Here is a 17,798-nt window from a genome sequence, read left to right as displayed (position 1 = left end):
AGGGAACCTTGACGCGGCAAGAGATAACTGATAATATTGACCTGCTCCTGGAGGTTTTACCCCCGAGGTTGAGGGGCGGCATCGAGGCCCTGGATGATTTGAATGACCTCGTTGAGGTTATCCTCGACCTGGGTCGCCAGCCGGAGGCCCGATTTGCCGGAAGATTCATCTATCTGAGCGAGGAGCCCGTCTCCCGCGAGGATATCGGGTATGTCCTGAAGCGCGTCGGGAGGTTCGGGGGTGATAACAGGGCAGGGATTGAGAGAACCCTGCACAGGATCTCCGCCATACGGAACCGCACAGGTGAAATCATCGGCCTTACCTGCAGGGTCGGTCGGGCGGTTTTTGGGACCATTGATATAATCAGGGATGTGGTGGAGCAGGAAAAGAGCCTCCTGTTGCTTGGCCGGCCGGGAGTTGGCAAGACGACGATGCTTCGTGAGGTGGCCCGGGTTCTGAGTGACGAGTTTGAAAAGCGGGTCGTCGTTGTTGATACCTCAAATGAGATCGCCGGGGATGGGGATATCCCGCACCCTGGTATAGGGCGCTCCCGGCGCATGCAGGTGCCAACACCTGCAAAGCAGGCGGATGTTATGATAGAGGCTGTGGAGAATCACATGCCGGAGGTCATAGTGATTGACGAAATCGGCACAGAGGCCGAGGCAGACGCCGCGCGGACAATAGCTGAGCGCGGGGTCCAGCTCATAGGGACGGCTCACGGTGATACCCTGACCAACCTGGTTCTCAACCCGGTGCTGAGCGATCTTGTCGGGGGCATCCAGGCCGTGACCCTCGGCGATGAGGAGGCGCGAAAGCGAGGGACTCAGAAGACTGTTTTGGAGCGGAAGGCCCCGCCCACCTTTGATGTGGTAATTGAGATAAAAGATAGGGATACGCTTGCAATTCACCACGACGTGGCGAGGACGGTGGACCTGCTTCTCCGGGGCATCGAGCCGCGGCCCGAGATCAGGGTGCGGGGTTCTGGAGGCGAGATAAAGATAGTCCAGGAGGCCGGGTTCCCCGGTGCTATGGATAGGATGGGGCCGGGAGAGATTGAGCCGGGAAGAGGCGGTGCTCAAGGCGCCATCCAAGGTCCTACTGAGGAACAGCCCAGGTTTTTGCGGATATTTCCATATGCTGTAAGTCATAACAAGTTGAGCGAGGCCATCGAGGCGAGCGGTGTGCGAGCCTATATAGCACGGGACATCGATAGCGCAGATGTAATCCTCACATTGAGGGGACAGTATCGCAAGATGCCCAAGAGGTTGCGCGAGGCGGCGGAGCGGGGTCTCCCCATCCACATCATCAAGAGCAATACGATAAGCCAGATATTGGGTTTCCTGCGACAGAGGTGCGGCTCAGGCGGGGGCGGCTCGGGTGAGGGTGTGACTCCAGGGGCTCGACCTGAAGAAGGCGCCCTCCGCGAGGCCGAGGAAGCGGCGTTGCGCGTTTCAAGGCATGCTCAACCGGTGGAATTGCGGCCTCAGAACGCATATATTCGTAGATTGCAGCATGAGCTCGCCTCCAGGAAAAGCTTGCAGTCTGTCAGCATCGGGGTTGAACCGAATAGGCGTGTAGTGATATTCTCAAAGTAGACCTCCATGCCGCAGCGCGGCACCCCGGAGAATGAAAATGTCCTGGAATTGATTGGGTCATTTTCAGGGCAGAATGCCGGGCCAGGATGTCGGGCGGGTTTACTGGCAGAGCATCAGGCTCAGGAGATGCAGGAGACGGAGGAGATGGAGGATAGAGGTAGGGCAGGAAGGACTGGATTGCAGGACCGGGGGTGGTGAAGGCAATGAAGCTCGTGATAGCGATAGTCCAGGATCAGGACGTGGCCGGCCTCCTGGATCGTCTCGTCAAGAAGGGTTATAAGGCCACGAAGCTTGCGAGTACAGGGGGGTTTCTGAGGGTCGGCAATACGACGTTGCTGGTGGGCGTGGACGATGACCAGGTGCAGGATGTCGTTGGCGTGGTCAAGGATGTCTGTAAATCCCGGACCCAGCTCATCACGCCGATGCCTGCAGTAGGGAGGTCCATAACGTCGTACGTCCCCCAGCCTGTGGAGGTAAAGGTCGGAGGGGCAACCATATTCGTCGTTGATGTGGCCCACTTTGAGAAGGTCTGATTCGAAATGCGGGAATGTGAAGAGCGGGATATTGCGCGGGTGAGGAGCGATTTGGTGGAAAGCGATTTCTTCTGCGGAGAGGTTGTGGGCCAGCCCGAGACCCTGAGGCTGCTTCAACGTGCCCTGGAGACAGGGAGGATAGCTCATGCATACCTGTTTGCCGGCCCGAGCGGGGTCGGCAAAAAAACCCTTGCGCTGTGTTTTGCCAGGGCCCTGAATTGTCTCCGCACGGATATGGATTGCACCGATAAGGATAATGAAAGTGGGCCCGATGACAAACCCGGTAAACCTGGTAATAGGGCGGGATTTTTCGCTCCGTGTGGCACCTGCCCATCCTGCCGGAAGATCGCCAACGGCAATCACCCAGACGTAAAGGTCATATCCCCTGATGGGGCCTCCGTTAGAATCGACCAGATACGGGAGATCAAGAGGGAGATGTCCTACAGGCCATATGAGGGACGTTATAGGGTGTGGATAATAGAAGATTGCGACAAGATGACAGAGCAGGCTGCAAACAGCATCCTCAAAGTCCTCGAGGAACCCCAGGAAAGAACGGTTTTCATCCTCTTGGCCTCGAACGTCCTGAGCATCCTCCCCACTATAGTCTCACGCTGCCAGATCCTCCGGTTCTACCCGGTCGGCGCCTCCGCGATATCAGGGTTGCTCGAGAGCAGGTACGGTATCCCAAGAGAGGAGGCCAGGGTAATGGCTTTTCTCTGTCACGGGAGCGTAGGGAAGGCGGTGGGCTGGGCCACCGGCCGGATTCCCCTGCCGCCCCGGGATGAGGTTATCGCCCTCGCCGGGAGCGTTTTAGGACAGGCACAGGCCGGGTACGAGGCAGGTAGGGGCGGAGGAATGCTGGAGGCTCTGAGGAACGCTGGGGAGCTTGAGAAGCGCAAAGATGATCTTGATGAGATTCTTGACCTTCTCGAGGACTGGTACAGGGACCTCATGATAGTCTATGAGGCAGCTCATGACGGGGTGGGCCTTGAACGGGTAAGTCTTGAGCGGGTAAGCCTTGAACGTGGGATTCCCCACGAGACGGAGGGCCTTTTAGAGACTCTTGTAATAAACGTGGATAAGCTCGAGGTGCTCGAGGAGCAGGCGAGGATGTGCTCCACTGACAGGGCAGTCAACTCGATTGGCGTCATCGAGGCGGCAAGGCAGGGTATCAGGAGGAATGCGAATCTGAGGCTGGCCCTCGAGAATATGCTCTTCGCTTTGATTTTCAACGTGTGAGAGACGTTTGAGGGGAGTCTTGGGGATGTATGAGGTTGTAGGTGTGAGGTTTAAGAAGGCGGGGAAGATATATTACTTTGACCCGGACGGGATCGACGTGGCCGCCGGTGATAAGGTGATAGTTGAAACTTCAAGAGGGGTCGAATATGGAGAGGTTGTTATAGGTCCCAAGCAGGTCAGGGAAGAGGACATCGTGAGCCCGCTTAAGAAGGTATTGAGAGAGGCCACGGCCGAGGATGAGGCCCAGGTGGAGGAGAATAAGCGGAGGGAGAAAAAGGTCTTTGAGATATGCCTCCAGAAGATAGCTGATCACGGGCTCCCGATGAAGCTCATAGACGTTGAATGCTCTTTTGATAATAGCAAGATAACGTTCTATTTTACGGCCGATGGCAGGGTCGATTTTAGAGAGCTGGTTAAGGATCTGGCGAGCGTATTCAGGACCCGGATTGAGCTCCGCCAGATAGGTGTGAGGGATGAGGCCAAGATGCTCGGGGGGCTGGGCCCATGCGGCCGGCCACTCTGCTGCGCTACTTTCCTGGGGGACTTTGAGCCAGTCTCCATCCGCATGGCCAAGGACCAGAATCTCTCACTGAATCCTTCGAAGATATCCGGCATATGCGGGAGGCTCATGTGCTGCCTGAAGTACGAGTCTGATGCCTACAAGCGCGTCAAGGAGCCCCAGCAGGGCAGGGCGCCCCAGGAGGCTCCCCCCGAGCCTGCCATGGACCCGGATGGAGGCGGGGACGGGGATGGAGATGGGGATGGAGAAGGATGCTAAGATGAATGAAGGTGAATCCGCGAACGGGCCTGCAGAGCGCGCTCTGCAGGGCGACCCGGGGCTGGGGGTCCTCTATATTTGCGGGACGCCGATAGGAAACCTGGGAGATATAACGCTGCGGGCCCTTGCTACATTGAGAGAGGTGGATTTCATTGCCGCCGAGGATACGCGCCAGACGCGCAAGCTCCTGGCGCGTTACGATATAAAAACCCCGCTGGTGAGCTACCATGAACATAATATGAGGGAAATGGGGCCGGAAATCTTGGACAAGCTCAGGTCCGGCAGGAAGGTAGCCCTGGTTTCGGATGCTGGCATGCCTGGAATCTCCGACCCGGGCTCCGACCTCGTGCGGCAGGCTATCGAGGCGGGTATAAGGGTCATCCCGGTCCCGGGCCCGACAGCCTTTGTGGCCGCGCTCGTGGCCTCAGGGCTCCCCACCGATGCCTTTGTATTCCTCGGATTCCTCCCGCGCAAGGGAAGGGACCGCGAAACCCTGCTGGATTCCCTTGCCACCGAAAGGCGGACAGCGATCATCTACGAGGCGCCCCACAGGGTGTGCCGGACTCTGCGGGAGCTCCGCGACCGGCTGGGGCCGGAGCGTAGGGTCGCGATAGCCCGCGAGCTCACGAAGATTCATGAAGAGTTCCTTCGCGGGACCCTGGGCGACCTGGAGAGCCTCATGGAGAGGCCGGGCCTCGCAAACCCCCTAGGCGAATTCGTGCTCGTCCTTGGACCGGCAGAGGCGCCGCTGGCTGCGCAGGGGACGCAGAGGACGCAGGCGGCGCAGGGGGTGCAGGGCCAGGAGGAGGAGGGGGGCAGCAGGGGCGGTATACAAGAGAAAGAGGGCGCTTTGAATCGTATGCAGCAGCTTGTTGACGCCGGGATGGGGAGGAAGGACGCCGCGAGACTGGTCTCGAAGGAAACGGGTTTCAGCGGCCGGGAGCTCTACAGGCTTTCGCTAAAAAAATAGCGCCTTCCGGCGTTAGCCTCCCGGCGCTAGATGACCTATGAATCCCGCTACACAAACATAAATCCGGCTACATCTATCGTCCGATATTTATTATCCTATATTCGCCTAATACCACCCTACATCCACTATCCTATATCATCCTGCGATTCCCTGTCTCTGCGACCTCCTGTTCCTGCGCCCCTTACCTTACGATACGCTCTTCATAGCCTCCAGGCAGTCTTTGCAGATATTCTTCTCCTTGAAGTTGCGGATGTTATCCGCGTTGCCGCAAAAGATGCAGGCTGGCTCATACTTCTTCAGAATGATTTTCTCCCCATCCACATAGATTTCGAGCGCATCCTTCTCGCCGATCTGGAGGGTTCTCCTGAGCTCGATGGGTATGACCACTCGGCCAAGCTCATCGACCTTTCTAACAATGCCGGTTGATTTCAAGGTATTCAGCCCCTTTCTTCTACACGTTTCGACAAGGTTCTAGTAAGAGTATACTTAAATTTCCAAGGTAAGTCAAGACGATATTTATATTTTTTGTTTTCACTTCCAATATAAACCTAATTCGTCTATTGTCAAGAGGGCCTGGGGCAGGATTTGAAAATTACCTGAGTGAATGCGGGGCGATTTGATATTGCATTTTCTACTGGTGGGCTCTATGATATCAATAGGGGTTTGGCCCATTGCCGCATCTGGCCCGTTGCTGTCATATGGAGGCTTGCTGGATCTGAATGCTGGATCTGGCTGGATGATATAGAAGCTTGCTGCATATGGAGGCCTGGCATCGCTCATTATACACGTAGACGCCAGGGCGACCCGCGGTGATGCCCCGGACCCAAATTGCCAGGAGGTGTGTCTTGTTTGGCGAAATTCTACCTCACGACAGCCATAGACTACGTTAATGGTGAGCCCCACCTGGGACACGCTTACGAGAAAATAGCTGCAGACGTTATAGCCCGTTTTAAGCGTCTCGCGGGTTATGATACATTCTTTTTAACCGGGACGGATGAACACAGCCTCAATGTAGCACGGAAGGCGCACGCTGAAGGGATGTCGCCCAAGGAGTTTTGTGACAGGATGGTGGCCTCGTTCAAGCGTGCCTGGGAGAAACTCGGTATCAAGTATGATAGGTTCATCCGCACCACCGACGAGGATCACGTCGCTACTGTCCGGGACATTGTGCGCCGGGCTAATGACAGGGGCTACATATATCAGGGAACATATTCGGGCTGGTATTGCGTCTCGTGTGAGGCGTTCCTCAGCGAAGGTCAGCTCGTTGATGGGCGCTGCCCTCTCCATCCGAGCAGAAAGGTGGAATGGGTGGAGGAGAAGAACTACTTTTTCGCCCTGTCTAAATTCCAGGATGCCCTCCTCGATCATATTGAAAAGCACCCCGAATTCATACTGCCTGAGACGCGCTGCAATGAGATTGTAAACCGCATTAGAGAGGGTCTCCAGGATGTAAGCATCTCGAGATCAACGGTGGAATGGGGCATCCCTCTTCCCATGGATCCCGGCCAGGTGGTCTACGTCTGGTTTGATGCGCTCATAAACTACCTGACGGGGGCTGGGTATGCCAGCTATATGTCCGGGATGGCCGGGGATGTGACTCGGGGCGAGGGAGCCGGCGTGAATGCAGGTGAGGTGACAGGTGCGGCGGGACCTGGAGAGCCTGGAGAGTCTAGAGAGTTTGAAAGATGGTGGCCCGCTGACCTTCACATAATCGGGAAGGATATAACCTGGTTTCATTGCGTTATATGGCCCGCGACCTTGATGGCCGCCGGGCTCCCGTTGCCCGGGACGGTCTTTGGCCACGGGTTTGTGAACATCGGCGGCGCGCGCATGAGCAAATCGGAGGGGACGGTGGTCGACCCCATCAAGCTTGCAGATGAGTACGGGGCGGATGCGCTGCGCTACTATCTAATGAGGGACATCCAGTTTGGGCGCGACGGGGATTTCACTATCGATGGGTTGAGGGAACGCTATAACTCCGACCTGGCCAACGATCTCGGGAACCTGCTGAATAGGACGGTGGCCATGACCGAACGCTTCCTGGGTGGCGTTGTGCCTGCCCCCGGGGCCAGCGATGGCCGGGATGACGCGCTCGTGGCCAATGCCATGAGGGCAGCGCGGGCTGCGAGGGAGAAGATGGAGGCCCTCGATTTCTCCGGCGCCATAGCTGATATCTGGACGATAGTTGACGATGGAAATAAGTATATCGATGAGAAGGCCCCCTGGACGCTTGCCAGGAGCGAGACGATGCGCGACGCGCTGAACACGGTCATGTACAACCTGGTTGAGGCCTTGCGCGTCACGGCCATAATGGTGAGCCCGTTCATCCCGGGCGCGGCCCGTAAGATATGGGACCAGCTCGGGCTCGATGGCAGCCCCGAGGGCGCGGGCTGGGCCAGCGCCCTCGAGTGGGGGAAGACGACGCCGGGGACGCGGATTCGGCGAGGGGACCCGATCTTCCCCAGGCTTGAACGCCAGGTGGCCGCAGAAGCGGGAGGGGCCGGGAGCGAGAAAGAGGGCCCGGGTAAAACGAAAACCGCACAGACCGCGAAAACCGCAAGAAACGCAAATGGAGGAGAGAAGAAAGTGGCAGAAGGCCAGGCATCTGAGCAGGCATCTGAGGGTGTATCCAAGATCAAGACAGGGGTTCCCGGGACGGAGACTCCGGGGACCGGGTTGATTACCATAGACCAGTTCGCTCAGGTTAATTTGAGGGTGGCCCGGGTAGTTGACGCGCGAAAGGTCGAGGGAGCGGACAAGCTGCTGCAGCTCGAGGTTGATCTGGGAACGGAGAAGCGCCAGATTGTCGCGGGGATCGCCAAGCACTATTCCCCCGAGGAGCTCGTAGGCAAGGAAATAGTAGTTGTTGCAAATCTCCAGCCGGCCAGGCTGCGGGGCATCCTGTCCCAGGGCATGCTCCTGGCGGCCGTTTCCCAGGATGGCGAGAGGGTCGTGGTTCTCACCCCGGATAAGGAGATAGAGCCCGGGGCGAAGGTCCGGTGATCGACACGGCGATGATCGATACGCAACCCGGAGAGCTTTTCCTTGTAGATACCCATGCCCACCTGGACGACGAGCGATTCGGCCCTGACCGTGATGAGGTTGTTGAACGGGCGGCGCGCGGCGGCGTGAAGCTGATAATCAATGTAGGCTGTGATATTCCTTCGTCGGAGGCTGCTATAGCCTTCAACCGGTCATATAAAGGGGTGTATGCCGTGATCGGCATACACCCTCATGATGCCTTGAACGCGCCGCCCGATGCTATAGACCGCCTCAGGAACCTGGCGCAGGATAGGGCCGTGCTTGCTATAGGCGAGATTGGCCTCGATTACCACTATGATTTCTCGCCCAGGGATGTCCAGCGCGAGCTTTTCGCCCGCCAGCTCGACCTTGCGCGGGAGCTCGGCCTCCCAGTCGTGATACATGATCGCGAAGCCCACGGTGACGTGCTGGACCTCTTGAGGGCGCGCGCCGCGGGGCTCCGGGAGGCAGGGGGCATTCTCCACTGCTTCTCGGGGAGCCTGGAGATGGCGCGCGAGTGCATGAAGATGGGATTCTACATCTCCCTTGGTGGGCCGCTCACATTCGACAACGCCAGGCGGCTTCGCGAGATGGCGGCCGCCCTCCCGCTCGACAGGATCCTGCTCGAGACGGATTGCCCCTACCTCGCCCCTGCACCGCACCGTGGCGAGCGCAACGAGCCCGGATTTGTAAGGTTTACCGCCGAGAGGCTCGCCGGGATCAGGGTCATGCCTCTCAATGTAATCGCGGAGATCACGACAACCAATGCCAGGAGCGCTTTCCCCCGCCTTCCTTCCCCGCCCCTTAGTGCCAGCGCCCAGGTGCCCGAATGAGATTGAGATGCGGTAAAACAATCGCGAGTTGGAAGGAAAACCCCAGGCACTAACGAATATGTATTATTGGACGCGGGTGTTTGTTCATAGTAATCAAGATCAAGGATGGCAAATTAGGAATGACAAGGGGGAGTTTTAGAAATGAAGAGGGGTATGATCGTTGGTCTCGTCGCGATAATGCTGTGTGCCCTCGCAGGGGTCGCGTCGGCCCAGGGCGGCGCGACGGCCTCCTATGTTATAGGGAGCACGGTGTTTGAGGGTGTGAACGGGAGCAAGCTGACTGTGAAGGCTAACAGCCTGATGATCAACGGCGATTTCATGCTCACGCCGCAGTTTGGCCTGGGCATAGCCTACTATGGTTTCTCCGACGTCAAGAGCGAGGAGAACGCAGACGCCACGCTGGGCCTGAGCTATTTCAGCGTGGATGGGCTCTACAGGTTCTACTCGGATCCCGCGGTCACCCTCTACCCGCTGGTAGGATACGCGAATCTCACGAGCAGCTTAGCGGACTCAACGGGGTCTGCGACAGTCAGCCTCAGCGGCTTCAAGGTTGGCATCAAGGCCGAGACTGCGCTGGCGAAGGGGATAACGGGCCAGATGAGTATCGGCTATTACCCATCCTTATCTACAAAGACGGAAACCAAGGCTGCGAAAATTGCGGTAGTTCCCGTCCCCGCGGAGCCCGAGCAGACCGCGAGCGCCGTCGAGTTCCTCGGCAGCGTAGCATATGAGGTCGCGCCCCAGATCAACATCAGCGCGGGCTATCGCTATCTCTCGGCGATCGGGCCTTCGAATGATGATTGGAAGCTGAGCAACAGCGGCCCGTTTGTCGGGGTTGGCTACAGGTTTTAGACATTATAGAGCTGGGCTGGGCGCGGTCCCCCGGTCGCGATGCCGGGAGGCGCGCCCGGCTTGATTTGTATAGGAAAATTTTAGAGGAAAATCGAGAAGGAATTGCCAGAGCGACGTCGAATGGAAAGATTGAACATAAATTGAATTCCAATAGACGATGGGTGGACAGAAGCGCCTGAGATCACCTGAGATCAGGCATGGGGACGTGCACCTTTGTTTCTTGATTTGAATAAAAAGAAATGCGAGTGGCTATACTGGTTATAAAAGGTTAGAATTCTAAAACCGCAGAGAAAGAGGGAGGATTTGGGAGGTTGGTGTGATGCACGGTAGCCCCTTGCGAAAGCAGAGGCTCGCCGTCCTCGCCCGTGATTCTCGCACATTCGAGGTAATATGCATCGCAGCTATCATTGTTGCCCTTTTCGCGAGCTATGTATGGGCGCAGAAGAACGTCAAGATCGAAGTTGATGGACAAGTCATTTCGGTTGCAACCACGGCAACGACGGTTGCAGGCGTTCTGGAGGCGGCGGGTATAAAGCTTCACGAGAGGGACGTGACGCTTCCGGGCTTGAATGAGACGATAAGAGATGGCACGGTTATTGTAGTAAAGAGAGCAGTTTCACTAAGCGTGGTTGCAGATAAGAAGACCTGGAAAGTCAAGACGTCCAGAGAGACGGTGGGTGAAGTCCTGGAGGAGCTTGGCCTTGTCATCGGCCCAAGGGACGAGGTCAGCCATGGCCTTGCGGCCCGCGTGGTCGATGGGATGGTTATTCGCATTGTCAGGGTAACCGAGAAGAGGCAGGTGAAACAGGTAACCATCCCCTTCAAGGAAGAAGTGCGAAAAGATCGAAACATGGACAGGGGCCGGACGAGGGTCCTAGCTGAGGGGCGAGAGGGCCTCAAGGAACAGGAGATCCTGGTCACCTACAAGGACGGGAAGCCCGTTAGCAAAAAGGTGGTGTCCGAGAGGGTGATCTCGAGGCCCGTGAAGAGGGTTGTAGCGGTCGGGATGCGGAAGCCGCTCAGGACTCTCACGACATCACGTGGGACCTACAGGTACCGCGACTCCCATGTGATGCTTGCTACGGCCTATGAGCCCGGCCCCACGAGTTGCGGTAGGTACGCGGATGGGTACACGTCGATCGGGCTCAAAGCGCAATATGGCGTCGTGGCCGTCGACCCCGACGTTATACCCCTCAGGACGAGGCTTTATATAGAGGGTTACGGGCTGGCGATCGCGGGGGATACCGGGTCCGCAATCCAGGGAAACCGCATCGATCTATGTTTTAACACCCTTGAAGAGGCCCTGCGATTCGGGAGGCGAAGGGTTAGGGTGTATCTCCTGGAACCCTAAGCGGGCCCTGATGGGCGATGCTGATGCTATATACATAATACCATATACCACGATGATTACATGAGCATTCTATGCATGAGCGATTTCCCATGACAGCTGTGACTTCGACGGGAAGACGGGGCCAGGACCCTGTTTTCCCGCTTTGTATATTTGGGAGTATTTAAGCGAAGTAGAAGGTGTGGATGTCAGGACATGAGCGTTAAACAGTCCAGGTTGGCAGCTAGGACTCTGGAGATAATAAGAAGGTATGGCCTCAGCGCAAAGAGGCGCCTGGGCCAGCACTTCCTCGTGGATGAAGGGGTGCTGGCAGGCATCATCGACGCCTCGCAGGTGGCCGAGGGGGATATCGTTCTAGAGATAGGGCCGGGGATAGGCACATTGACGGAGGAGCTATCCAGGCGAGCGCGTAGTGTGATCGCCGTGGAGGTGGATGAGGAGCTTTATGGCGTCCTCAGGGAGCGCCTGGGGCTCCGGGGTAATGTAGTGTTGGTCCACGGCGACATCCTGGCCGTCGACTTGACAAAAACCCTGCACTCTGCTATAAATGAAGGAAGAAAGTGTAAGGCTGTGGCCAACCTGCCTTACTACATTACGACGCCCACGATCTTGAAATTGCTGGATTCAAAGGGGCTATTCGAGAGGATCGTCGTGATGGTCCAGAAAGAGGTTGCCGAGAGGATGGCCGCGCGGCCGGGCGGGAAGGATTATGGCGCTTTTTCAATTGCCGTGCAATTTCATACTTCCCCGGAAATTGTTTCTATTGTGCCATCCAGCGCGTTCCTCCCCGAGCCTGAGGTGGACTCGGCCGTGGTGCGGCTCAAGGTCAGGACCGGCCCTCCCGTGAGCGTAACCGACCAGGCCTTCTTTTTTGCCGTCGTGAGGGCTGGATTCCAGCAACGGCGGAAGACTTTACGTAACGCACTCAGGGGGGCTATGCCGGTGCTCAGCGACACCGGACTGGATCGCGCGTTTGAGCTTGCGCAGGTCGATCCATCCCGGCGGGCTGAGACGTTGAGCATAGAGGAGTTTGCGCGTTTAGCTGATTGTATTCATAGTCTTAAACATCAAAGGTGATAGTATATGATCTTCATAAGCCCTACAAAGGGCCGTCTGAGCTTCAACGAGACTTTCAAGGATATAATAAGCTATGTCCAGGAGGTGCCAAACGCCCGCTATAAACTTATAATAGGCACTGATTCCCAACTTCGCGAGGAAACTTGTTTCGTAACCGCGATTATCGTACACCGGGTGGGCAAGGGCGCCCGGTATTATTATTCTAGGGAGAAGGAACGAGTCGGGCGGAGCTTGAGGCAGCGGATATTTTATGAGACCGCGAAGAGTCTGGGCATTGCGAGCAGGCTTGCCGAGAAACTGGCTCAGAACGGCCACTCGGACCTGAATGTGGAAATCCACCTCGATGTCGGTGAGAACGGCTCGACAAAGGACCTGATTCGTGAGGTTATAGGGATGGTGACCGGGACAGGCTTTGAGGCGCGCATCAAGCCCGATTCGTATGGCGCCTCAAAGGTTGCGGACAAGCACACGAAATGAAGTCATTAGCCCAGGATCGGGAGCGACGGCTCCACCGTTAGTCTGCACCATTTTGCTATCCTCCCCGTACTATGTATCGGGAATGCGTATGGGTCTGCCCGATACCCCAGGTAGATGTCGTCTCGGGGGGAGGTGGAGCAGGTTTGGAAAAGATCGCGGTGGGTGATGTCGTCGCCAGGAAATCTCATCAGATGGATCTCCTTTTCGCTGTCGTCAGGATCATAAATCCCGACGCGCGTAGGGGAAGCGCCCTGATCAAGGGGATAAATGTGAGGCTGATTGCGGACGCGCCACTTTCAGACCTGGTTAAGGTCGATCCCAGGCGGGTTGAGGAGCTAAAGCATAATATCCTGAAGGAATCCAAGGAAACGGCGCGTAAAGTCTTCCTGCGCAGGGTGCAGGAAGAGAAGGCGTGGGGTTACAGGGCGCGGGCAGCGAAGGATCCCGCGCATGATTTTATAGAATTGCCTGGAAGGGTCCTGCATATCGATGGCGATAACGAGTACCTGAAGGAATGTCTCGAGTATTATAGCCAGCTCGGCGTGCCCATCCGCGGGGAGTACGTTCCGGAGGCCAAACAACCCGACAGGATAACAGAGCTGCTGGAGGACTACCTGCCGGAGATAGTTGTCATGACGGGGCACGATGGCCTGGCTACTAAGAGGGGCAACCGGAACGACCTCGACAGCTACCGGACGTCGCGTTTCTTTGTTGAAGCAGTGAGAAAGGCACGCAGGTTTCAACCGGATAGGGATGCTCTCGTTATAGTGGCGGGGGCATGCCAGTCTCATTATGAGGCGCTGATTGATGCCGGAGCTAACTTCGCGAGCTCCCCTGAGCGCGTCTTTATTCACTGTTATGATCCTATCCTGGTGGCTGAGAAAATCTCATTCACTCCGGTCGATAATATTGCGCAGGTATATGAGGTAATAGAAAACACCATTACCGGCATAAAGGGTATGGGTGGGGTCGAGACCCGTGGCAAGTTCAGGCTCGGCCTCCCTAAACCGAAGACAGATTAAAAGGTTTCGTGCAAAAGATGCTTATGATTCGGTGCTACAGGCCCATGGGCGCTTGAAATCGCTTGGAATGCGAGATGTTTGGGCGTTTAGAACCCTTGACGACGGACATCAATTGTTGGTATACTAACATTTTTCTTGACATAATCGAGGACTCGTAGTATCATTGATATGTATATGTGTTTGTATATGGCCCCTCAAAGGAAGGTGATAGGTATGGCGGCCAAAAACGTCCTCGATAGAATCAAGGAAGACATGGAATCATTCGTGGGCAAGAGGGTTCGGCTCAAGGCAAACCAGGGGCGCAAGAAGGTAATTGAGGTCGAAGGCATCCTCGAAAGAACCTATCCAAAAGTGTTTATTGTAAGGCTGAATGAGAAACCTGGAGCCGAGAAGCGGGTTTCCTTCACATATGCAGATGTTCTCACGGAAACGGTCGAACTTTCGGTATATAGCAAGGATAAGGAAAAGCGGATTGGGTGCGCGGGGCTTTAAGACTTATAGATTCTTATCACCCGCATATAAAGGCATAATATAAAGGGGCGAAGGCAGGGCGCATTCTACACGCCCTGCTTTTCATTTTATTTTATTCATTTTGCCGCTCATATGCTCGCCCCCCGGCTCGCATTGACCTGGATAAATTGACTTGGATACCTGGATAAAATGAATTCATACCTCCCAGGCTACACCGCATAGATATCCTATAGATATCCTTAGGAGGTTAGGAAAACCGTAGCGGAGGTGTCAAGCCATGGAGATTCTCATCCTCCTGATCATCCTTCTAGCGCTGGTCTTCCTATCCATACGCGAGCGGGTCGCATCCAGGGTTAAGAGATCGGAGGAGAAGGAGCCGTCGCTGCCGGAGCCAAGAAGCTCGCCGTTATCGGAGGCGATTGTCGAGTTCGTAGGCACGGCCGGTGGGATATATCTCGCTCTCATCATGCTGATCAACTTCTTGAAGATCACCGTGCCCGAGCGGGCCTCGTTCTTCGGGGTGAAGCTGGACCCCGTCGCGGCCCTCTCGATTTTCTTGACCATCATTCAGCCTTTCCTCAACAGGCTCCTGCCGACCCTTCTCATCTGGACCTGGCCATCGAGGTAGGCGGTCTGCGCAATTCACCACTCCTCCTCTCGAGGAATATACATAAATCAGCCAAGGATCAGGATTAAAAGGCGGATAGTGCCAAGGGGAGTGGTGAATTGTGGATAGGACTATTAGGGTTAAGCAAGCCTTAAATATACACCGAGATTATCTCATGCGTCTTGATAATGTCGTGGGGGTCGCCAGGGGCTATAAGAAGGTCAAGGGTATGAGGGCCGGTGACGAGTGCATTGTAGTTCTCGTGACAAGGAAACTGCCGAGCCTCGAGGTCAAACCCGGCCATCTCGTGCCCCCGGAGATAGAAGGTGTACCCACAGACGTTATCGAGGTAGGCGATATCAGGTTCTTGTTCCTGGGGAGAACCTACAAGGTGCGGCCGGCCCAGCCGGGGGTGAGCATAGCTCATTACCGGGTGACAGCCGGGACATTTGGGGCCCTGGTAAAGGACAAGGGGACGGGTAAACCCCTCATCCTCTCGAACAACCACGTCCTGGCCAATGCCACGGACGGTGCGGATGGGAGGGCCAAGATCGGCGATCCTGTGCTCCAGCCGGGCCCCTACGACGGCGGAACGGTCGGCGATGACCAGATCGGCACGCTGGAGAGGTTTGTGCCTATACATAAGGGCCTGGGGTCGTCGACCTGCCCCATCGCCCAGATCTTTGAGAAGGTTCTGAACTACCGGATGGCGCAGTTCAGGCCGGGCTACAGCATAAAGCTATTCAAGGAAACAGGCAAGACCAATCTCGTAGACGCAGCTGTCGCAAAGCCGCTTTCCGATGACCTGGTGATCCCGGATATCCTGGAGGTGGGGAGGGTCGCGGGGGTCAAGGAGGCGGAGCTCGGGATGTCCGTGAAGAAGAGCGGCAGGACCACGGGTCTCAATACATCCCAAGTCCAGGCCCTGGATGCGACCATTCGTGTAGGCTACGGCGACCAATCCTTCGCCGAATTCGAAGGCCAGATTCTCGCAGGGCCCATGGCGCAAGGTGGTGATAGCGGGTCGCTCGTCCTCGATGCCGATAACTACGCTGTCGGGCTGCTATTCGCAGGTTCTGATCAGGTCACGGTCTGTAACCGTATACAGGATGTCATGAGGCTCCTAGAAGTCGAGTTCTTCTAAAGTCCATATTCTAGTTCTTCATATCTAGTTCATATCTACGAGACATGCGCTGGCCAGCCGGCCAGCTTTATTTTTTTATTTCCATCCTGCCAAGGATATTCCTCCCATGCCTCGATCTTCTTAGGTTCCCTGGAATAGTGTGTTGAAATAGCTGGCCGAGTTAGTTAACATAAAGAGGCGACCCTCTCCAATCTCGTGTATTCATCACGTAATTCATTTCACCGAAAGGGGAAGTAAGCGTTATGCAAAGGCGGAAGAACGTTACTTTACAGGCTCTTGTCCTCATATTCATGGTTGTTTTTCTCTTGATTCCGGCTAGCGTATTCGCGGCCACATACTACTCCAGCGGAGGGACTACATACCAGGGCTACTCTGGCTACTCTTCGAGCAGCTCCGGGTCAGGGGCCACCTATGTCTATACTTACAGGCCCGGAAATTACTACAGCACGTCGGGTAATACCTGGCACTGGAGTGGGAGCGGTGGGACCTACTACTATATTTACAGGCCAACGAACCCTGCGCCGCAGCCCCAGCCCCAACCGCAGCCCCAGCCCCAACCGCAGCCCCAGCCACAACCACAACCTCAGCCGCCTCAGGGTGGGCTGACCGCTGATGAGCAGCAGATGCTCGATCTTATAAACCAGGAGCGGTCAAGGGCGGGCCTTGCGCCCCTCCAGGTCGACATGAGGCTTGTTGAGCTTGCGCGACAGAAGAGCGCGGATATGATCGCGCGCAATTACTTCAGCCATTATTCCCCCACATATGGCTCGCCCTTTGACATGTTGAAGCGGGCGGGAATAAGCTACAGGGCTGCAGGAGAGAACATCGCCGGGGCCCCGACCGTGGCTCAGGCCCACAGCGCCTTGATGAGCAGCGAAGGCCACAGGGCGAATATCCTCAATCCTTCGTATAATCGCGTGGGGATCGGGATTGTAAATGGAGGGCCTTACGGTAAGATGTTCACCCAGCTCTTCATCGGGACCTGGTGAGGGGGACGGGGTCCTGGTTAGAAGGAGAGAGAGGGGAGCCCCTAAAGAAGTCGCACAATCCCTCGAATATAGCCTGCGCGAGCTTCTGGCGGTATTCACCGGTGAGGAGGAGCCTCTTCTCCTCGGGGTTGGAGATGAAGCCGACCTCTACGATGACGGTGGGCACCTTCGACTCGCGGAGGATGTAGTAATCCCCGGGCAGGATCCAGCCCGCGGTTTCCGGCTGGAGCTCCCTGAGCCTGCGCTGGAGCGCGGCGGCGAGGCGCTTGCTCTCAGGCTGATTGGGGTTGTAAAATGTCACGGCGCCCGAGGCGCTCGCTGACCTCGACTTATTGACATGTATGCTGACGAGGGCATCGGCCTGACTTTTATGGGCTATGTGGACCCTGGCCATGAGGTCTTGCCGGTGCCTCGTTCGCTCGTCAGGGTAGATATCGCTCAGGTCCCAGTCACCCAGCCTGGTCTGGATCGGGATCGCCTTTACCGTTCCCAGTAGGGTCCGGAGCTCCGAGGCTATGGCCAGGACGATATCCTTTTCCTTGACTCCCTGTGCATCATTGGCGCCCGGGTCGATGCCCCCGTGGCCCGGGTCGATCACGATGATCTTTCCAGTGACAGGACTTGTCGCGGGCCCGAGCACCCTTATAACGGTCTCAGCAGCCAGGAGCCCGACGAGGACGGCCATTCCCACCAGGGCTGCGAGAGAGTAGATAGCCTCCCTGAGAACGAAGACCACAACCAGCTTCCGCATATTAAGCCCTCCCATTAGTCCGGACCTCTACGCGAGCTTTTTCACCTGCAACCAACCTGCAATTACCCCGGAGATAACCCAACTATTTTCA

At 56.4% G+C, this 17,798-nt stretch carries 19 protein-coding genes; 16 read left to right on the top strand and 3 right to left on the bottom strand.

Annotation, left to right across the window (positions count from 1 at the left end; genetic code table 11):
* The first annotated feature begins 8 nt into the window (after positions 1-8).
* The 5 genes from HPY71_08690 (at position 9) to rsmI (ending at position 5,115) form a co-directional block, all read left to right on the top strand.
* Entirely contained in the window at positions 9-1,595 is a 1,587-nt protein-coding gene (locus tag HPY71_08690; GenBank protein NPV53588.1) for an AAA family ATPase, read from the top strand.
* 203 nt (positions 1,596-1,798) lie between these two features.
* Complete coding sequence (locus tag HPY71_08685; GenBank protein NPV53587.1) at positions 1,799-2,128, top strand: hypothetical protein; 330 nt, start codon at positions 1,799-1,801, stop codon at positions 2,126-2,128.
* A 6-nt stretch (positions 2,129-2,134) separates the two neighbouring features.
* On the top strand, positions 2,135-3,367 hold the full coding sequence (gene holB, locus HPY71_08680; protein ID NPV53586.1) for a DNA polymerase III subunit delta': 1,233 nt from the start codon (positions 2,135-2,137) through the stop codon (positions 3,365-3,367).
* 25 nt (positions 3,368-3,392) lie between these two features.
* Positions 3,393-4,145 (top strand): stage 0 sporulation family protein, encoded by a 753-nt coding sequence (locus HPY71_08675; GenBank protein ID NPV53585.1) that lies wholly within the window; start codon positions 3,393-3,395, stop codon positions 4,143-4,145.
* A 1-nt stretch (position 4,146) separates the two neighbouring features.
* Complete coding sequence (gene rsmI / locus HPY71_08670; GenBank protein NPV53584.1) at positions 4,147-5,115, top strand: 16S rRNA (cytidine(1402)-2'-O)-methyltransferase; 969 nt, start codon at positions 4,147-4,149, stop codon at positions 5,113-5,115.
* A gap of 186 nt (positions 5,116-5,301) precedes the next feature.
* Here the strand turns inward: rsmI and HPY71_08665 are convergent, their stop codons facing one another.
* Together HPY71_08665 and HPY71_08660 are read right to left on the bottom strand one after the other, a co-directional pair.
* A complete protein-coding gene (locus tag HPY71_08665) occupies positions 5,302-5,547 on the bottom strand; it encodes an AbrB/MazE/SpoVT family DNA-binding domain-containing protein (GenBank protein ID NPV53583.1) in 246 nt (81 codons plus the stop codon).
* A 99-nt stretch (positions 5,548-5,646) separates the two neighbouring features.
* Positions 5,647-5,895: a hypothetical protein gene (locus tag HPY71_08660; protein NPV53582.1), complete on the bottom strand. Its 249-nt coding sequence runs from the start codon at positions 5,893-5,895 to the stop codon at positions 5,647-5,649.
* A gap of 69 nt (positions 5,896-5,964) precedes the next feature.
* Here HPY71_08660 and metG point away from each other — a divergent pair, with 69 nt between their 5' ends.
* The 11 genes from metG (at position 5,965) to HPY71_08605 (ending at position 16,956) form a co-directional block, all read left to right on the top strand.
* On the top strand, positions 5,965-8,118 hold the full coding sequence (gene metG, locus HPY71_08655; GenBank protein NPV53581.1) for a methionine--tRNA ligase: 2,154 nt from the start codon (positions 5,965-5,967) through the stop codon (positions 8,116-8,118).
* A gap of 11 nt (positions 8,119-8,129) precedes the next feature.
* Entirely contained in the window at positions 8,130-8,969 is an 840-nt protein-coding gene (locus HPY71_08650) for a TatD family hydrolase (GenBank protein ID NPV53580.1), read from the top strand.
* A 141-nt stretch (positions 8,970-9,110) separates the two neighbouring features.
* Entirely contained in the window at positions 9,111-9,821 is a 711-nt protein-coding gene (locus HPY71_08645) for an outer membrane beta-barrel protein (protein NPV53579.1), read from the top strand.
* Between the two features lie 319 nt (positions 9,822-10,140).
* Complete coding sequence (locus HPY71_08640; GenBank protein NPV53578.1) at positions 10,141-11,172, top strand: DUF348 domain-containing protein; 1,032 nt, start codon at positions 10,141-10,143, stop codon at positions 11,170-11,172.
* A gap of 192 nt (positions 11,173-11,364) precedes the next feature.
* Complete coding sequence (gene rsmA / locus HPY71_08635) at positions 11,365-12,246, top strand: 16S rRNA (adenine(1518)-N(6)/adenine(1519)-N(6))-dimethyltransferase RsmA (protein ID NPV53577.1); 882 nt, start codon at positions 11,365-11,367, stop codon at positions 12,244-12,246.
* 6 nt (positions 12,247-12,252) lie between these two features.
* Entirely contained in the window at positions 12,253-12,723 is a 471-nt protein-coding gene (locus HPY71_08630) for a hypothetical protein (GenBank protein NPV53576.1), read from the top strand.
* Between the two features lie 71 nt (positions 12,724-12,794).
* Complete coding sequence (gene yabG, locus HPY71_08625) at positions 12,795-13,745, top strand: sporulation peptidase YabG (GenBank protein ID NPV53575.1); 951 nt, start codon at positions 12,795-12,797, stop codon at positions 13,743-13,745.
* 213 nt (positions 13,746-13,958) lie between these two features.
* The gene (locus HPY71_08620; protein ID NPV53574.1) at positions 13,959-14,237 is read left to right on the top strand and encodes a Veg protein; all 279 of its coding nucleotides are present in this window, start codon (positions 13,959-13,961) and stop codon (positions 14,235-14,237) included.
* A gap of 262 nt (positions 14,238-14,499) precedes the next feature.
* Complete coding sequence (locus tag HPY71_08615) at positions 14,500-14,844, top strand: hypothetical protein (GenBank protein NPV53573.1); 345 nt, start codon at positions 14,500-14,502, stop codon at positions 14,842-14,844.
* A 154-nt stretch (positions 14,845-14,998) separates the two neighbouring features.
* Positions 14,999-15,967 carry a hypothetical protein gene (locus HPY71_08610; protein ID NPV53572.1) on the top strand — a complete coding sequence of 323 codons (969 nt, stop codon included), beginning with the start codon at positions 14,999-15,001 and terminating at the stop codon, positions 15,965-15,967.
* A 623-nt stretch (positions 15,968-16,590) separates the two neighbouring features.
* Positions 16,591-16,956: a hypothetical protein gene (locus tag HPY71_08605; protein ID NPV53571.1), complete on the top strand. Its 366-nt coding sequence runs from the start codon at positions 16,591-16,593 to the stop codon at positions 16,954-16,956.
* Here the strand turns inward: HPY71_08605 and HPY71_08600 are convergent.
* On the bottom strand, positions 16,940-17,707 hold the full coding sequence (locus HPY71_08600; protein ID NPV53570.1) for a hypothetical protein: 768 nt from the start codon (positions 17,705-17,707) through the stop codon (positions 16,940-16,942). The genes HPY71_08605 and HPY71_08600 overlap by 17 nt on opposite strands.
* Positions 17,708-17,798 lie beyond the last annotated feature (91 nt).

The organism is Bacillota bacterium (assembly GCA_013178125.1).
In the GTDB taxonomy this organism is placed as follows: domain Bacteria; phylum Bacillota; class SHA-98; order Ch115; family JABLXJ01; genus JABLXL01.
Note: the sequence above shows the minus strand (reverse complement) of the source record. Positions and strands in the feature narration are given on the sequence as shown.

Coding starts and splice junctions, on each gene's coding strand:
- HPY71_08685 (NPV53587.1), top strand. CDS start 1,799: ATGAAGCTCGTGATAGCGATAGTCCAGGATCAGGACGTGGCCGGCCTC.
- holB (NPV53586.1), top strand. CDS start 2,135: ATGCGGGAATGTGAAGAGCGGGATATTGCGCGGGTGAGGAGCGATTTG.
- HPY71_08675 (NPV53585.1), top strand. CDS start 3,393: ATGTATGAGGTTGTAGGTGTGAGGTTTAAGAAGGCGGGGAAGATATAT.
- rsmI (NPV53584.1), top strand. CDS start 4,147: ATGAATGAAGGTGAATCCGCGAACGGGCCTGCAGAGCGCGCTCTGCAG.
- HPY71_08660 (NPV53582.1), bottom strand. CDS start 5,895: ATGAGCGATGCCAGGCCTCCATATGCAGCAAGCTTCTATATCATCCAG.
- HPY71_08650 (NPV53580.1), top strand. CDS start 8,130: ATGATCGATACGCAACCCGGAGAGCTTTTCCTTGTAGATACCCATGCC.
- HPY71_08645 (NPV53579.1), top strand. CDS start 9,111: ATGAAGAGGGGTATGATCGTTGGTCTCGTCGCGATAATGCTGTGTGCC.
- HPY71_08640 (NPV53578.1), top strand. CDS start 10,141: ATGCACGGTAGCCCCTTGCGAAAGCAGAGGCTCGCCGTCCTCGCCCGT.
- rsmA (NPV53577.1), top strand. CDS start 11,365: ATGAGCGTTAAACAGTCCAGGTTGGCAGCTAGGACTCTGGAGATAATA.
- HPY71_08630 (NPV53576.1), top strand. CDS start 12,253: ATGATCTTCATAAGCCCTACAAAGGGCCGTCTGAGCTTCAACGAGACT.
- yabG (NPV53575.1), top strand. CDS start 12,795: ATGTATCGGGAATGCGTATGGGTCTGCCCGATACCCCAGGTAGATGTC.
- HPY71_08620 (NPV53574.1), top strand. CDS start 13,959: ATGGCGGCCAAAAACGTCCTCGATAGAATCAAGGAAGACATGGAATCA.
- HPY71_08610 (NPV53572.1), top strand. CDS start 14,999: ATGCGTCTTGATAATGTCGTGGGGGTCGCCAGGGGCTATAAGAAGGTC.
- HPY71_08605 (NPV53571.1), top strand. CDS start 16,591: ATGCTCGATCTTATAAACCAGGAGCGGTCAAGGGCGGGCCTTGCGCCC.
- HPY71_08600 (NPV53570.1), bottom strand. CDS start 17,707: ATGCGGAAGCTGGTTGTGGTCTTCGTTCTCAGGGAGGCTATCTACTCT.